Consider the following 14337-nt stretch of genomic DNA (forward strand, 5'->3'; position numbering starts at 1 on the left):
AGAGGATGCCGACTCAGGCCGCCGATTCCTCCGCGCAGGAGAAGCGAGCCCGGTAGGCGGTCGGGGTCAGGCCGAGCACGCGACCGAAGTTCTGCCGCAGCACGGCAGCCGAGCCGAAGCCGCACTCGTCGGCGACCTGCTCGAGCGGCATGTCGGTGCGCTCCAGCAGCCGCTGGGCATGGATGATGCGCTGACGGGCGAGCCACGCGGCCGGAGTCGCGCCGTATTCCGCCTTGAACCGACGGGCGAAGGTGCGCGGCGACATCAGCGCCCTGGCGGCGAGCTGATCGACACCGAGGTCATCGCGCAGGTGCGCCACAGCCCAGTCGGCCACGGCCGCGAGGGAATCGCTCGGCACCACAGGGATCGGGCGATCGATGAACTGCGCCTGGCCGCCGTCGCGCTGCGGCGGCACGACCATGCGTCGGGCGATGCGGTTCGTGATCTCGGCGCCCAGCTCCTGCCGGAGCAGATGCAGGCAGGCGTCGATGCCCGCCGCGGTGCCGGCACTCGTGATGATCTTGTCGTCCTGCACGAACAGCACGTCGGCGTCGATGTCGATCTGCGGGTACATCTGCGCCATGACATCGGAGTACATCCAGTGCGTGGTCGCCCGGCGCCCGTCGAGCACGCCCGCGGCGGCCAGGATGAACGACCCGCTGCACACGCTCATGACCCACGCACCGCGGGCGACGGCATCGCGGGCAACGTCGAGCAGCAGCGGGTCGATCCGATCCCAGTACCCCCGCGGGAGCGGGCAGAACACCACGAGGTCGGCCTCATAGGCGAACGAGAGGTCGTGCTCCACATTCACCGAGAAGCCCATCTTGGACTCCACGACGCCGGGCCGGGGCGCCACGATGCGGAAGTCGAAGTTCGGCACACCGTCATCCGACCGGTCGAGCCCGAAGGCTTCGCACGCCACTCCGAACTCGAACGGGGCGAAACCGTCCTGGATGATGCAGGCGACCGTCTTCATACGCACTCCCGGGGGTTTGGCAGTTTTCACACGATAGCAGTCATTTCTGCCACTCGTGGCCGATCGACATCGATCGTAGCGTTTCTGCCATGATACTCCTCATCGCACTCGCAGGCCTGGCGATCTGGGCGGCCATCGCCACCGTCGTCGAACTCCGCCGCGACGGCTACCGAGCCACACCCACGGACTGGAGCAGGGTCGTGGACCAGGATCCCCTGGTGTAGCGTCGGCTCATGGTCCCCTTCGACAGTCTGGTCGCCTTCGTCATCGCCTCTGTCGTGATCATCGTGATCCCCGGCCCGAGCGTGCTGTTCGTGATCGGCCGCTCGCTCGCACTCGGTCGCCGTGCGGGAGTGCTGAGCGTCGTCGGCAACGCTCTGGGCACGGTGCCGGCAGTACTGGCCGTCGCCTTCGGTGTCGGCGCGATCGTCGCCTCCTCCGTCGCCGCATTCACCGTCATCAAGATCCTGGGCGCGGCGTACCTCGTGTGGCTCGGCATCCAGGCGATCCGTCACCGTCACGACCACCAGACCGCAGAAGCACGGATGCCGACCTCTGCCGGGAAGCTCCTGCGCCAGGGCTTCATCGTGGGCGTCACCAACCCGAAGACGATCGCGTTCTTCGTCGCGGTACTGCCCCAGTTCGTCACTCCTTCCGCAGGACCGGTCTGGGCACAGCTCCTGATGCTCGGCCTGATCTTCCCGACCCTCGCCCTGGTGTGCGACACCGGGTGGGCACTCGCCGCCGGTGCCGCCCGCACATGGTTCGCGCGCTCGCCGCGGCGCATGTCGACGCTCTCCGGCACCGGAGGCGTCATGATGATCGGCCTCGGCGGCACCCTCGCGTTCACCGGCGCGAAGAGTTGACCCTCGCACACGCTGCTCGCCGACCGGCGGGACTACGCTCGACGTCATGAGCGAGCCGCAGCAGCCCCCTGTTCCGCCGTCCGCAGATCCGAGTGCCGCACCGCCCGCACCGCCCTCCGCCGCGCCGCTCGCCGCGCAACCCCAGTACCCGGCGCAACCCCAGTACCCCGCGCAACCCCAGTACTCGGCATCACCCCAGCACCCGGCATCACCCCAGTACCCGGCCGCAGCCCCCTATGTTCCGGAGCCCGCGCCGGCAGGCAACCCTCTCGGACGCGTGGCGCTCATCGTCGCCGCCCTCACGCTCGGCGTCTCGCTGCTGCTCTCGCTGCTGTATCCGGTCATCTACAGCGCCTCGACCTTCATGATCAGCATCTTCACCATCGGCACCGGCTTCGTCACGCTGGCCGGCGCCGCGACCGCCGTGATCCTCGGAGCGATCGCCGCCCGGCGTCCGGCGCCTCACCTGCTGGCAGGGATCGCGATCGGCATCGGTGCGGCGCTCGTGGTCGCCCGCGCGACCGAGTGGCTCTCGATGACGTTCTACCGCTTCTTCTGAGCGGGGCGCACCCGCACGACGCTCAGTGCGTCTCGGTGATCACCCGGTCGTAGACGTCGACCATCGCCGCGGTGCGCGACGACTGCCGGAAGCCTTCGACAACGGCGGGGAGCGGCGTCGGCGCCGTACCTGCGGCGATGTCGGTTGCGGCATCGCGCAGCGTGTGCGCGAGGGCTGCGATCCGCTGCGCCTCCTGCTCACGCGACCCCGGGGCAGCGGACGACTCCGCCACCGCCCACAGACCGCCGCCGAGCTCGGCGGCGATGTCGGGGTCGCAGATGACGGAGGGCGTGCCGAGGGTCGCGGCCTCGAACGGCGTCATGCCCTGCGTCTCGAAGCCGATCGAAGTCTGCACGAGCGCGTCGGCGGCCGCGATGCGCGCGAGCGTCTGCGGATAGGTGAGCCGTCCGGAGAACCGCACGTGCGGGTGCCCGGCGACGACCTTCTCGGCCGCGGCACGCTGGGCGCCTCCGCCGATGATCTCGAGCTCGGCATCCACCCCCGAGGCCACGAACGCCTCGAGGAACGGGAGCAGTCGCTTCTCGGGGCTCATCCGCCCGAGCCAGACGAAGCGCGGACGACCGGGTTCGCGCTCGGCCGGAGCCGCCGCGAGGGTGGCGTCGCGCACCGCGTCGTCGATGCCGTTCCAGATGACGTCGACCGGCGTGAACACGTCATTCTGCTCGAGCCGACGCGCGAAGTGGGTGGAGGGGGCCGTGACCGCCGACGCACCAGCGGCGAGGCCGCGCAGGAACGCCCAGCCGTCGGCGCCCGAGACCGGAGTACCGATGCCACGCATGGCCGCACGCCGCCAGGTGTTGAGCGCCGCGAGAACGGGCTTGTGCAGCGGAGTGACCGCGGCGATGCCGACGTCGACCCGGTTGTGCATCGTGTGCACGACCGGGATGCCATGGCGCTCGGCATAGCGGTGACCGATGTAGGCACCCCAGAAGTCGGCCTGCACGTGCACGATGTCGACCGGAGGGCGGTGCGTCATCGCGCGGTCGAGGAAACGGTCGGTCGCACGGCCCGGCCAGCTCATCGAGTACTCGCGGTCGGTCGTGATCGGCATCGACGGCAGATCAACATTCCCGGCCGGTCGCCCCGACGGCGCGACCGCACGCGGTCCGTGCATCTTCGGCGCCACGACGGTGACGGTGTGGCCGGCGCGCTCCAGGAACTCCCGCTGCAGCCGCATCGACACCTGCGCCCCGCCGAGCGAGTCGAGGTGCTGATCGCCGAAGAAGACGATGTGCATCGTCACTCGGGCAGGGGCTCGTCGCGGTACAGCGCCTCGAAGGTGTCGAGCGTGCGGTTGATGTCGTGGATCGCCACTCCGTCGAGGGAAGCCTGCTGCATCCGCTCGAACTCCGCGGGCTCCGCCGTCAGCACATCCGTCAGGCGGGCCGCGAGGGCATCCGCGTCACCGGGAGGGAACAGGTAGCCGTTCTCTCCGTCGTGCACGAGGTGCGGGAGCGCGACGGCATCCGCCGCGACGATCGGGAGCGCAGAGGCCATGGCCTCCATGGTCGCGATCGACTGCAGCTCGGCGATCGAGGCGATCACGAACAGACTCGCGCGCGACAGCAGAGCACGAAGCTCCTCGTCGCTGGTGCGTCCGTGGAAGGTCACGCGGTCGGCGAGTCCCAGCTTCGCGGCGAGAGACTCGAGCTGCTTGCGCTGGTCGCCGCCGCCGACGATGTCGAACGTGGTGCCGAGCGCCGGGTCGAGCTTGGTCATCGCCTGCAGGATGACCTCGACCTGCTTCTCGGCCGTGAGCCGGCCCACGAAGATGACGCGGTTCTGGTCGCGCGCCCCGAGCACCGGCGTGTACTGCGACGCGTCGATGCCGCAGCTGACCGGGATCACTCCGGAGACGTCGATCGAGCTCTCGAGGAAGTCCGCCGCACGCCGCGTGGGAGTGGTGATCGCGCGCGTGAGGTCGAGGGTGCGCTTGGCGTCGCCCCACGCCCACTTCAGGATCTGGTCGTCGACGAACTTCGGGAACGTGCTGTGGTCGAGGATGTTCTCGGCCATCACGTGGTTCGTCGCGATCACCGGGATGCCGCGTTCGTGCGCGATGTACGCCAGGCCGCGACCGATCACGATGTGCGACTGGATGTGCACGACGTCGGGCTTGACCTGGTCGAGGATCTTGCGGGCGTAGTGCTTGCTGCGCCACGGCCACACGAACCGCAGCCAGTCGTGCGGTGCCCAGCGCACCGACGGCAGACGGTGCAGCGTCATCGGCTCACCCTCGATCACCTCGGTGTGCGGCTGGGCGCGGCGGTAGGCCTGATTGGGCGCCACGACGTTCACGTCGTGGCCGCGCTGCACGAGACCGGCGGCGAGGCGCTCGGCGAAGCGGGCGGCGCCGTTGATGTCGGGCGCGAAGGTGTCGCAGCCGATCAGGATGCGCAACGGTCGTTGCCCGGTCTCGGGAGCACTCGGATCGGAGGAGGAAGAAGACATGCTGCCTTACGGTACGGCGGCCAAGGAAGGCCCTGGTCGGGGCGTTCGCCACTCTACCCGAGGGGTCTGCGCGCGCGACCCAGGCGTACCGGCATCCTCCAGGCTGACCCTCTAGCGTGGAGGCATGCGACTGACTGCCGACGCCGATCCCGCGCTGTGGATTCCCGTGACGGACTCGCTCGGATGGCGAGGACGCCGCCACCGCAAGGCGGCGATCCGGATGCTGTTGGGCCAGGCCAACTCGGCGCTCGGCGCGACCGAGCGCCCCGGTTCGCGTTTCGGCGCCTGGGCGATGAGCCAGGCCGCGCCATTCATGATGCGGCAGGCCGACGGCCGCGTGCTGGTGTGGACCTGGAAGGCGGAGCCCGAGCTCATCGTGGCCATGGCGACCGCGCAGCTGCTCACCCCCGACGTGCGCATCGCGCGGGCCTCGATGCCGATGGACTACGACGACACCGTCTCGTTCCCCACCCGCCTCGGCGTCGGCGAGAAGCTCGTCGTCCCGGTACCCGACTCCCCCACGGCACCGCCGTTCGCGACATACACCTGGGACACGGGCACGCACCTCGTGACCGTCACCGCGGTGTGCAGCGACCGGGAGCGGTTCGGCACCGTGATCGGGGCGCTCGACGAGCTGGCACGCAGCATCCGCATCGCCGACGACCTCACCGGCGGCGAGTCCCCCGACGTGCTGCGGCTTCCGCCGGCCTGAGCCGCCGTCGCCGCCGTCGCCGGGGCAGGCGATCACTCGAGCGTAGGCAGATTCTCCCGGAATCGTCCTACCTCCGCGCATTCACCTACCGCCGCGAACTCAGCCCGCTCCCTCAGTCCAGTCCGCGCTCCGCGAGCCATTCGCGCGCGACCTTCGCCGGCGCCCGCACGAGCCAGGCATCGGCGATGATCTCGGCCAGCCGATCGCGGTCCACCGCGTCCAGGGGCACGAGCAGACCGGGGTAGCCGTCGAAGTGCGGAATCGTGAACAGCCCCTCGGGTTCGGCGGCGAGCAGCGCCTCCTTCTCCTCCAGGCCGCTCACCCGCACCGCCAGCACCGGCCCCTCCGGCCAGGACCGTCCGAGCTCGTCGAGCTGACGCGAATCCGTCGCGCTCGGTCCGCGCATCCACGCGAACTGTCCGCTCTTCAGCCGCCATGCCGGCTGCCCGGTGTGCCCGCTCACACTCTCCGCTGCGCCGGGGAGTGCGAGGGCGATCTCGCGCACGTCATCGATGCCCGCCATCCCGACATCGTCCCGCACCCGTCCACCTGCCACAATGACCCCATGAACTCCGAGTGGGCCGCACCGGCCTCGCACCGCGACCTCCTCGACCGCGGCATCGCCGCCCGCAAACGCACGCCTCGCCGCGCCCTGGCCGAGCTGGCCGACGGCACCCGCGATCCCCTCGGCATCCTCGCCGCCCAGAATCGCGATCGCATCCCCGAGCTGGTCCCGTTGCGGGCGGAGCGGATGGCGGTGAGCCCCTTCACGTTCTACCGGGGAACCGCGGCGCTGATGGCCGCAGATCTGGCCGATGCCCCGCACAGCGGCATCCTCGTCGCATCCTGCGGAGACGCGCACGTGTCGAACTTCGGGTTCTACGCCTCGGCGGAGCGCAGCCTGATGTTCGACCTCAACGATTTCGACGAGGCGGCGTGGGCGCCCTGGGAGTGGGACGTCAAGCGACTCGTCGCCAGCATCGTCGTCGGCGGGCAGGCGTCCGGCCGACCGGATGACGTGATCGACGATGCCGTGCGCGGGGCAGTCGCCACGTATGCCCGGGGAATCGCCCGAGCCACCGAACTGAGCCCGACCGCACGCTACTTCACGCACTTCAGCGTCGAGTCGGCCAGAGGCCTGCTCGACAAGGCATCGCAGAAGGTGATCCGCGGCGCGGTCAAGCAGGCCGAGCGCCGCACCGGCGAGCGCGCGGTGCGGCGACTCACCGAGACGGATGCCGGGGGCCGACGGCGCTTCCTGCCCCAGGCGCCCACCACGACTCCGGTCGGCGCGGAGGTGCACCAGCTGGTCCATGACCTCGTCGCGCAGTACCGCCGCACCGCGAGCTCCGACATCGCCCTGCTCTTCGAACACTTCACCGTGAGCGACATCGCCCGACGGGTGGTCGGCGTCGGCAGCGTGGGCACCCGCTGCTACCTCGTGCTGTTCCAGGACGGCGAAGGCCACACCCTGCTGATGCAGCCGAAGCAGGCCTCGCGCAGCGTGCTCGTGGAGTATGGCCGCATCGCGCAGCCCGCGGCCCTGCAGGAGGTGATCGACGCCTCCGGCGAAGGCGCCCGCGTCACATCGATGCAGCGCATCCTGCAGGCGCTCTCGGATCCTTTCCTCGGGCACCTGCGCGGTCCGAACGCCGACTTCTACGTGCGGCAGTTCCACGACATGAAGGGGAGCATCGACGTCGAGGAGCTCGAGGACGGGCCGTTCATCACGTATGCCCAGGCGTGCGCGGCCACGGTCGCACGGGCACACAGCCAGTCCGTGACGGCATCCGAAGTGGCCGGCTACATCGGCAGCGGACGCGTGGTCGGGCAGGCGCTGCTCGACTGGGCGCGCGCCTACGCCGAGGTGTCGCTCGCCGACTATCGGGCCTTCCTGGCGGCATCCGTCGCGCCGTGAGGTAGGCGATCACACGGGCGTAGGCCGATCTGCACAGGATCGCCCTACGCCCGCGTATTCACCTGCCGCCAGAACTGGCTGGCTGGCAGGCAGCCTCAGACGGCGACGTCTCCCACCAGGTTGACCTTGATGCCCATGCCGGCGAACATCGCGGCCTTGGCGATCAGGGCCTTGTCGGCGGTCTCGGCGTCGGGCGCGTAGACCGTCTGGGCGTGGTTGGCCTTGTGGCGGGCCATGAACTGGTCGCGCGAGATGCCGTGCAGCACCACGTGGGCGATCGGCCACTCCGGGTTCGTCGCGTCCTTGCGGCGCTGGGTCTCCTCCGCCGGCAGCTCGACCACCGAGGCGCGGAAGATGTCGGCCTGCAGGATGCCGTCGGCGATGAAGACGCGCGACAGCACGAGCTCTCCGGACTTCGAGACACCGTTGATCGTGGCGCCGCCCGCCGGGAAGAACACGTGGCCCTGACGCCATCCTTCGGCGTTCTGCCATCCGCCCAGGTGCGAGGCGGGAACAGAGCCCGAGATCTCGTACACCCACACGAACTGTCCGTCGTAGTCCTCGCCCCAGCGCACGTCGTGCAGCGTGTTGTCGGGCACCAGGCCCATGGCGCGCCACACACGGTCGGTCACGAGCGCGTCGACCGCGACGCCCTCGTCGGCCTCGTTGAAGTGCGGGAACGCGCGGCCCTCGTGCAGCACGCGCGAGCCGTCGCGCGAGGTCACGGGAGGACGCTCGGTGGAGTTCAGGATGCCCTCGGCCAGGTCGGATGCCGGCACCAGGTCCTTCAGACCCTGCTGGTACTGGATGCCGACCGCGTCGAGGCCGAAGTCGTCGGCGATGCGGAGAGCGGCGATGTACATCTTCAGCTGCCACTGCACCTGCTCGCGCGTGAGCTCGGTGGCGGCATCCTCGCCGTAGATGAAGGTCATGCCCGCGTCGATCAGCCAGTCGTAGGCGGCATCCGCCTCGTCCTCGCCGACGTTCAGCATCTCGGCGTACAGCGCGGACTGCGACAGGCGCTCCTTGTAGATGCCCGTCTTGTTGAGCAGCTCGTCGTCGAAGATCGCGTTGTACATGCCCATGCAGCCCTCATCGAAGACGCCGATGATGGCCTTCTCCGCCAGGAGCTCGGCGGCGAGCGCCTCACCCAGCTGCTTCTCGGGGCTGTCGGGCAGCTCGGGCAGGCCGCGCACGTGCGAGGCATCGTGCGTGATGGCGCCGGTCTCGGTCCACTCCTTGATGCCGGCGCGGAACCACTCGTCGGTGAAGTCGACCGACCAGATCGTCGCGTACGGCTTGTCCATCTTGGTGAGGCCGGCGTTCAGACCGAGCAATCCGACGAGTCCCGGCCAGTCGCCCGCGAAGTTCGCGACCGTGAGGATCGGCCCCTGGTGCGTGCGCAGGCCGGCGAGCACATGATGCGAGTACTGCCACACGGCCTCGGCGACGATGAGCGGCGCGTCGACGGGGATGTTCTTGAAGACTTCGAGTCCCATGCGCTGGCTCGAGATGAAGCCGTGGCCGGTGGAGGGGTCGACGTCGTTGGCGCGGATGACGGTCCAGCCGAGGTCGTTGAAGACGCCGGTGACGCCCGCCTCGAGCTCGACCTGCACGGGCCAGCCGCCGGTATTGGCGGCCTCGCGCAGGTCGCCCGAGGCGATCAGGTACGCGGTCTTCGGTGCGGATGCCGGACGGGATGCCGGGGTCGGCAGTGTGTAGGTCATGATTCCTCCGTTGATGAAGTCGAGGGGCGGGAGTGGGGTGCGGAGTCTGTCGCCGCGCGCTGGTCGGCGGCGAGTTCGTGGACGACCTCCACCGTCGCCGCGTACAGGCGCACGTACCGGTCGAACAGGGTGTCGTAGGTCGCGCGCAGGGCAGCGTTCGGGGTGATGGTCTGCGCGACCGGGTTCCAGTCGGTGATGAGCGGTGCCTCGGCGTCGGCGGCGGTCGCGGTGGCGGCGAGGAACGCGGCGCCGTAGCTCGCGCCGATGGTCGTGGCCGGCACCTCCTGCACCAGTCCGGTCACGTCGGAGACGACCTGGAGCCACAGCTGCCCCTGGGTTCCCCCGCCGACCGCGACGATACGACGGATGTCGGCACCGGCCTCGCGCATGGTCTCGACGTTGTGCCGCACACCCAGCGCCGTCGCCTCGAGTGCCGCGCGATACAGGTCACCCCGGCTGTGCTCGAGGGTCAACCCGGCGATGACACCGCGGGCGTCCGGGTCCTGGATCGGCGTGCGCTCGCCGGCGAAGTACGGCAGCACCAGCAGACCGCGCGCGCCGGGGCCCGATGCCTCGGCCTCGGCGAGCAACTGGGGGTAGTCGGCGTCAGTGAGGTCCTTGAGCCAGGCCGTCAGGGCGCCGGAGGTCGAGAGGCCGCCGGCGAGGTTGCGCGTGCCGGGGAACACGCCGGCCGTGGTCCACATCGAGGGGGTGCGCAGCGTCTCCTCGCCGGTCGCCACGCTGTTCGTGAAGACCATGAACATCGTCGTGCCGTACATGAGCATGAGGTCGCCGGGCTCGTGCGCGCCGACGCTGACGGCCTCGGTCCAGGCGTCGATCGTGCCGGTGATCACCGGGATGCCCGCCGCGAGGCCGGTGAGCGCCGCAGCGTCGTCGGTGACGGTACCGGCGATGTCACCCGCCCAGGCGAGTCGCGGCTGCGCGATGGTCGCGGCGTACTGCTCCCAGAACGGCGCATGCCACTGCTCGTTCTCGATGTCGTACAGCGGCGAGACCTGGCTGGCCGACTGATGGTCGAGCACGTAGGCGCCGGTGAGCTTGCGAGCGAGCCAGGATGCGGGCATGAACAGTCGGCGCGCCCGCGCCCAGGCGTCCGGCTCCTCATCGGCGACCCAGGCGATCTTCGGGCCGCCGGCCTGCGAAGTCAGCGTCGAGCCGCCCACGCGGGTGATCTCCGCGACGCCGAGGTCGGCGGTCATCCGCTCGATCTGATCGCCGGCCCTGGTGTCGACGCCGTACAGGATCGCGGGGCGCACAGGCTCGTCGTCTTCATCCGCGAGCAGGATGCAGGGGCCCATGCCGCTCACGCCGACCGCGGTCACCTCGGCGTCGGGGTGCGCGCTCAGGAGTTCACGGGTGATCGAGACGAACTCGTCCCACCAGATCGCGGCATCCATCTCGACCCAGCCCGTGCGGGGGCGGGAGACGTCGTGGGCGCGGGTGGCCGAGGCGATGATCGCACCGTCGGCGGCGACCAGCACACCCTTGGTGCTCGACGTGCCGACATCCACTCCCAGAGTGCATCGCATGGCGTCCTCCTTGATCGCGCTGGCCTTCCGAAAGCGTAGCTGAAATCGATTTCATGATGCAAGCCCCGACGCGGCGATCAGAAAGAGGAGTCTCAGACGCGCACGGCGCTGGCGTGCTGCACCTCGCCACGCAGCACCACGGTGCGTGCGGGCTGGGCGTCTCCGCCGATGCGCTCGAGCAGCATCCGCGCCGCCGTGACCCCCATGTGCCTGGCGGGCAGGCGCACCATCGTGACCGCGGTCGGAGACAGCGTGGTGAACGGCAACGAGCCGACCACGGCCACCCCGAACTGCGGCGGCGTGAGACCCCGCTCGGTGAGCACCTGGATCGCCCCGACGCCAATGAGGTTGTTGCCGGCGACAACGGCATCCGGCGGTTCGGGGAGGTCCAGCAGCTCCTCCATCGCCGCGCGGGCGCCGTCGACGCGGAAGGTCGCGAAGCGCTGCAGCGCGCCGATCTCCGCCGACAGCTCTGCAGCGGCGAGTGCGGCCCGCCACCCGGCGGCGCGGTCGGCCGCGGTGTCGATGTCCTCAGGCCCGCCGATGTAGGCGATACGCCGGTAGCCGGCCTCGATCAGCGACTCGGTCGCCGCGATGCCCGCAGCCCTGTTCGCGATCACGACGCCGTCGACGTCATACCGGGTGGCGCGGTCGACGGCGACGACGGGACGCCCGGTGGAGAGGATGCTGTCGAGGTTCGTGGCCTCGGATGCCGTCGCGATGATCACGCCCGACATGTGCTCGGCGATCGCGATCTGCAGGTACGTCGCCTCCTTCTCGGTCTGCGAGTCGGAGTTGCACAGCACGACCGAGTATCCGGCCTCGGAGGCGACATCCTCGACCCCGCGCGCCATCTCGGTGAAGTACGGGTTCTCGATGTCGGGGATGACGAGGGCGATGACCTCGGAGCTCTGTGTACGCAGCGAGCGCGCCGTCCGATTCGGGGTGAAGTTCAGATCAGCAGCGGCTTTGCGCACCGCGGCGACCTTCTCGGCCGAGACGCTGGTGCCGTTGAACACCCGCGAAACCGTCGCCGGCGAGACACCCGCCCGTTCCGCGACATCGTAGATCGTCGTCATGGGCACTCACTGTAACCGATTTCAGTGTGACAGCGGAGGTCCGACCGGGCACCTGCGCGCATCGGATCTGACATGCTGAAGTCATGGAACCGGAGTTGCACGCATCAGTGGGCGACGTCGATGCGCGGCTGACGAGAGCGCGGAACTCCGTAGCTTCCTCGGCGGCGCAGATCAAGAACGCTCTGGGCAGCATCATCGCGCTGACCAGCACGCCACCCCCGGCGAATCAGCCGCTGTGGCGACGAGTCGACGTGTTCGCACGGGCGGATCTCAAGGAGCTCCTGAACCCTGACGCCCAGAGCGACATCGCCGCCTGCCTCCGCCTGCTCGTGTCCCTGCACAATCGACTCACCGATGCGCGCTGGGAGATCTCGACGGCGCGCGATACGGCGGGCCGCGAGATCCTCAGAGGCCGCGGGAGCGGCATCACCACTACGACGACGATCACGACCACGACCACCACCGAGTCGATCGAACTCCTGGCCGACGTCTTCACCACCGTCGCCGACGCGCTCGTATCCCTCGACACCCGGCTGACCGCGCAGACCGTGTTCACTGCGCCGCTGCCGATCTCGGTGCGCGCGTATGTCCGTGAGATCCAGGCCGCCACCGCCCGGATCTCCGCCCAGCCGGACGACGCCTGGACGTGGGAGTCGCACCTCGACGCAGACTGACGCGCTCGCCCCTGCTCGGTACGAGCCACGCTCAGATGGCGCGAGCATCCTCCTCTGCCGTGACCGCGATGTGCTCCTGCAGTCGGGTGAACACCGTATCCAGGCGCGCGCGCCCGTCATCGTCCACGGCGGGCAGCGGGGCACGGCAGTCGCCGAGAGGCACAGACAACCGGCCCCCGAGGTACTTGGCCGCACCGAAGACGCCGACCTCGACCATGCCCTCGACCGTGTCGTTGATGCGCACCTGCACCGCGCGCGCCCCGTCGAGGTCTCCCCGGGCGAAGCGGCGGCGCAACGAGAGGAACAGCTCGATCTGCAGGCTCACCGTGGTGCCGATCGCCCCGCGGGCGCCGATCGACAGCGCCGGCAGGTAGAACTCGTCGAACCCGTTCACGAGCGTCAGGTGCGGGTAGCGGCGGATGATGCGCTCGGCCCCGTACAGGTTGCGCGAGGTGTGCTTCACGCCGACCACCTGCGGCAGCGCGAGCAGCTCGTCGAAGCCGCCCTCGGAGATGTCGCGGCCGGTGAACTGGGGGATGTTGTAGAGCACGAAGGGCAGGTCGACCGCGTCGATCACGGAGCGGAAGTGCCGCACCACGTCGGGGGTCGAGTAGCCGTAGTACAGCGGCGGGATCATGGAGATCGCCGCGACTCCGGCATCCTTCGCGGCGGCGGCGATGCGGATCGCCTCTCCGGTCGACATGGCACCGACGTGCGACACCACAGGGACTCGCCCGCCGGCCGCGGCGACCGCGGTCTCGACGACGGCGATGCGCTCGCCCTCGGAGAGCAGTACGCCCTCCCCCGACGAGCCGCACACGTACAGCCCTTCGACCCCACGGCGGACGTCGCTGTCGAGCATCGTGGAGAGCGCGGCGTGATCGATGCTCTCGTCGGCGCGCATCGGGGTGACGGCGGCGGTGAAGAGGCGGTCGCCGAGCACGTCGGTCACCATGCGGTCCACCCTCCGTCGACGACGACGTTGGAGCCGGTCATGTACGCCGAGGCGTCGGAGGCGAGGAACACCAGGGCGCCGTTGTACTCGTCGGCCTCGGCCATGCGGCCGATCGGCATGCGCTCGATGTAGTTCGCCTGGAACTTCGCATCCTGCGTGTCGCGGCGCACACCCGAGGGGGTGAGCGTGTTGACGCGGATGCCGGCACGGCCCCAGTACGTGGCGCAATAGCGCGTGAGGTTGTACAGCCCCGACTTGGCGGCCGAGTAGGCAACCGGCTTGATGAACGGGATACCGGTGTCCTCGGCCTTGTACGCGTAGATGTCCTGCACCGGCGAGACCATGCCGTAGATCGAGCCCACGTTGACGATCGAACCGCCGACGCCGGCATCCCGCATCCGCCGGCCCGCGGCCTGCGTGACGAGGAACGTGCCCACGAGGTTGGTGTCGACGACCTCCCGGAACACCTCCACCGGGAACTCCTCGAACGGCCCTGACACCTCCGGCGGGGCGCTGGGCTGCGTGTCGAGCCCGGCGTTGTTCACGACCACGGTCGGCACGCCCCAGGTCGCGAGCACCCGGTCGAAGCCGGCATCCACGCTCGCCTGATCGGTGATGTCCATCGCGACCGCCAGCAGCCGGCCGTCGGGGTCGTCGAGTCCGAGGCGGGCAGCCGGGTCGGCCACCTCGCTGCGGGAGGTGACGGCGACGCGGGCGCCGCGTTCGTGCAGCGAGCGGACGAACTCCGCGCCGATCTGGCCGAAGCCGCCGGTGACGATCACCACCTTGTCCCGGACGGAAAACAGCGGATCGAGTACTTCAGACATAGAGGAGAACTCCAGATTG

At 69.7% G+C, this 14337-nt stretch carries 15 protein-coding genes; 6 read left to right on the forward strand and 9 right to left on the reverse strand.

Annotated features, from left to right (window positions below; all coding sequences use genetic code 11):
* Window positions 1–13: 13 nt before the first annotated feature.
* Window positions 14–979, reverse strand: a complete 966-nt coding sequence (locus MRBLWO12_RS13860) for a GlxA family transcriptional regulator (protein WP_363556416.1) — start codon at window positions 977–979, stop codon at window positions 14–16.
* Between the two features lie 89 nt (window positions 980–1068).
* Between MRBLWO12_RS13860 and MRBLWO12_RS13865 the strand changes: the two genes are divergently transcribed.
* From MRBLWO12_RS13865 to MRBLWO12_RS13875, 3 genes are read left to right on the forward strand one after another with little or no spacing between them, the layout of a single operon-like run.
* On the forward strand, window positions 1069–1203 hold the full coding sequence (locus MRBLWO12_RS13865) for a hypothetical protein (RefSeq protein ID WP_363556418.1): 135 nt from the start codon (window positions 1069–1071) through the stop codon (window positions 1201–1203).
* A 9-nt stretch (window positions 1204–1212) separates the two neighbouring features.
* Entirely contained in the window at window positions 1213–1845 is a 633-nt protein-coding gene (locus MRBLWO12_RS13870) for a LysE family translocator (RefSeq protein ID WP_363556420.1), read from the forward strand.
* A 46-nt stretch (window positions 1846–1891) separates the two neighbouring features.
* Entirely contained in the window at window positions 1892–2404 is a 513-nt protein-coding gene (locus MRBLWO12_RS13875) for a hypothetical protein (RefSeq protein WP_363556422.1), read from the forward strand.
* Window positions 2405–2426: 22 nt separating this feature from the next.
* Here MRBLWO12_RS13875 and MRBLWO12_RS13880 read toward each other — a convergent pair whose 3' ends face one another.
* Together MRBLWO12_RS13880 and MRBLWO12_RS13885 are read right to left on the reverse strand one after the other, a co-directional pair.
* On the reverse strand, window positions 2427–3662 hold the full coding sequence (locus MRBLWO12_RS13880; RefSeq protein ID WP_363558610.1) for a glycosyltransferase: 1236 nt from the start codon (window positions 3660–3662) through the stop codon (window positions 2427–2429).
* A 2-nt stretch (window positions 3663–3664) separates the two neighbouring features.
* Window positions 3665–4876 (reverse strand): glycosyltransferase, encoded by a 1212-nt coding sequence (locus tag MRBLWO12_RS13885; RefSeq protein WP_363556424.1) that lies wholly within the window; start codon window positions 4874–4876, stop codon window positions 3665–3667.
* Window positions 4877–5000: 124 nt separating this feature from the next.
* On the opposite strand from MRBLWO12_RS13885, the gene MRBLWO12_RS13890 reads away from it, so the two are divergent.
* Window positions 5001–5588 carry a hypothetical protein gene (locus MRBLWO12_RS13890; RefSeq protein WP_363556426.1) on the forward strand — a complete coding sequence of 196 codons (588 nt, stop codon included), beginning with the start codon at window positions 5001–5003 and terminating at the stop codon, window positions 5586–5588.
* Between the two features lie 112 nt (window positions 5589–5700).
* Here the strand turns inward: MRBLWO12_RS13890 and MRBLWO12_RS13895 are convergent, their stop codons facing one another.
* Window positions 5701–6111 carry an MmcQ/YjbR family DNA-binding protein gene (locus MRBLWO12_RS13895; protein WP_363556428.1) on the reverse strand — a complete coding sequence of 137 codons (411 nt, stop codon included), beginning with the start codon at window positions 6109–6111 and terminating at the stop codon, window positions 5701–5703.
* A gap of 42 nt (window positions 6112–6153) precedes the next feature.
* Here MRBLWO12_RS13895 and MRBLWO12_RS13900 point away from each other — a divergent pair, with 42 nt between their 5' ends.
* Window positions 6154–7506, forward strand: coding sequence for a DUF2252 domain-containing protein (locus tag MRBLWO12_RS13900; RefSeq protein WP_363556430.1), 1353 nt, complete (start codon window positions 6154–6156; stop codon window positions 7504–7506).
* A 95-nt stretch (window positions 7507–7601) separates the two neighbouring features.
* Here the strand turns inward: MRBLWO12_RS13900 and MRBLWO12_RS13905 are convergent, their stop codons facing one another.
* From MRBLWO12_RS13905 to MRBLWO12_RS13915, 3 genes are all read right to left on the reverse strand, one after another.
* On the reverse strand, window positions 7602–9233 hold the full coding sequence (locus MRBLWO12_RS13905) for a fucose isomerase (protein WP_363556432.1): 1632 nt from the start codon (window positions 9231–9233) through the stop codon (window positions 7602–7604).
* Window positions 9230–10783: an FGGY-family carbohydrate kinase gene (locus tag MRBLWO12_RS13910; RefSeq protein WP_363556434.1), complete on the reverse strand. Its 1554-nt coding sequence runs from the start codon at window positions 10781–10783 to the stop codon at window positions 9230–9232. The genes MRBLWO12_RS13905 and MRBLWO12_RS13910 overlap by 4 nt, the downstream gene beginning before the upstream one ends.
* 92 nt (window positions 10784–10875) lie before the next feature.
* Window positions 10876–11862 carry a LacI family DNA-binding transcriptional regulator gene (locus MRBLWO12_RS13915; protein ID WP_363556436.1) on the reverse strand — a complete coding sequence of 329 codons (987 nt, stop codon included), beginning with the start codon at window positions 11860–11862 and terminating at the stop codon, window positions 10876–10878.
* A gap of 83 nt (window positions 11863–11945) precedes the next feature.
* On the opposite strand from MRBLWO12_RS13915, the gene MRBLWO12_RS13920 reads away from it, so the two are divergent.
* On the forward strand, window positions 11946–12536 hold the full coding sequence (locus MRBLWO12_RS13920) for a hypothetical protein (protein ID WP_363556438.1): 591 nt from the start codon (window positions 11946–11948) through the stop codon (window positions 12534–12536).
* A 31-nt stretch (window positions 12537–12567) separates the two neighbouring features.
* On the opposite strand, the gene MRBLWO12_RS13925 is transcribed toward MRBLWO12_RS13920, so the two are convergent.
* Together MRBLWO12_RS13925 and MRBLWO12_RS13930 are read right to left on the reverse strand one after the other, a co-directional pair.
* Window positions 12568–13491 carry a dihydrodipicolinate synthase family protein gene (locus tag MRBLWO12_RS13925; RefSeq protein WP_363556440.1) on the reverse strand — a complete coding sequence of 308 codons (924 nt, stop codon included), beginning with the start codon at window positions 13489–13491 and terminating at the stop codon, window positions 12568–12570.
* On the reverse strand, window positions 13485–14318 hold the full coding sequence (locus MRBLWO12_RS13930; protein WP_363556442.1) for an SDR family oxidoreductase: 834 nt from the start codon (window positions 14316–14318) through the stop codon (window positions 13485–13487). The genes MRBLWO12_RS13925 and MRBLWO12_RS13930 overlap by 7 nt, the downstream gene beginning before the upstream one ends.
* Window positions 14319–14337: the final 19 nt, after the last annotated feature.

This window comes from Microbacterium sp. LWO12-1.2, from assembly GCF_040675875.1.
GTDB lineage: Bacteria > Actinomycetota > Actinomycetes > Actinomycetales > Microbacteriaceae > Microbacterium.

Coding starts and splice junctions, on each gene's coding strand:
- MRBLWO12_RS13860 (WP_363556416.1), bottom strand. CDS start 979: ATGAAGACGGTCGCCTGCATCATCCAGGACGGTTTCGCCCCGTTCGAG.
- MRBLWO12_RS13865 (WP_363556418.1), top strand. CDS start 1,069: ATGATACTCCTCATCGCACTCGCAGGCCTGGCGATCTGGGCGGCCATC.
- MRBLWO12_RS13870 (WP_363556420.1), top strand. CDS start 1,213: ATGGTCCCCTTCGACAGTCTGGTCGCCTTCGTCATCGCCTCTGTCGTG.
- MRBLWO12_RS13875 (WP_363556422.1), top strand. CDS start 1,892: ATGAGCGAGCCGCAGCAGCCCCCTGTTCCGCCGTCCGCAGATCCGAGT.
- MRBLWO12_RS13880 (WP_363558610.1), bottom strand. CDS start 3,662: ATGCACATCGTCTTCTTCGGCGATCAGCACCTCGACTCGCTCGGCGGG.
- MRBLWO12_RS13885 (WP_363556424.1), bottom strand. CDS start 4,876: ATGTCTTCTTCCTCCTCCGATCCGAGTGCTCCCGAGACCGGGCAACGA.
- MRBLWO12_RS13890 (WP_363556426.1), top strand. CDS start 5,001: ATGCGACTGACTGCCGACGCCGATCCCGCGCTGTGGATTCCCGTGACG.
- MRBLWO12_RS13895 (WP_363556428.1), bottom strand. CDS start 6,111: ATGGCGGGCATCGATGACGTGCGCGAGATCGCCCTCGCACTCCCCGGC.
- MRBLWO12_RS13900 (WP_363556430.1), top strand. CDS start 6,154: ATGAACTCCGAGTGGGCCGCACCGGCCTCGCACCGCGACCTCCTCGAC.
- MRBLWO12_RS13905 (WP_363556432.1), bottom strand. CDS start 9,233: ATGACCTACACACTGCCGACCCCGGCATCCCGTCCGGCATCCGCACCG.
- MRBLWO12_RS13910 (WP_363556434.1), bottom strand. CDS start 10,783: ATGCGATGCACTCTGGGAGTGGATGTCGGCACGTCGAGCACCAAGGGT.
- MRBLWO12_RS13915 (WP_363556436.1), bottom strand. CDS start 11,862: ATGACGACGATCTACGATGTCGCGGAACGGGCGGGTGTCTCGCCGGCG.
- MRBLWO12_RS13920 (WP_363556438.1), top strand. CDS start 11,946: ATGGAACCGGAGTTGCACGCATCAGTGGGCGACGTCGATGCGCGGCTG.
- MRBLWO12_RS13925 (WP_363556440.1), bottom strand. CDS start 13,491: ATGGTGACCGACGTGCTCGGCGACCGCCTCTTCACCGCCGCCGTCACC.
- MRBLWO12_RS13930 (WP_363556442.1), bottom strand. CDS start 14,318: ATGTCTGAAGTACTCGATCCGCTGTTTTCCGTCCGGGACAAGGTGGTG.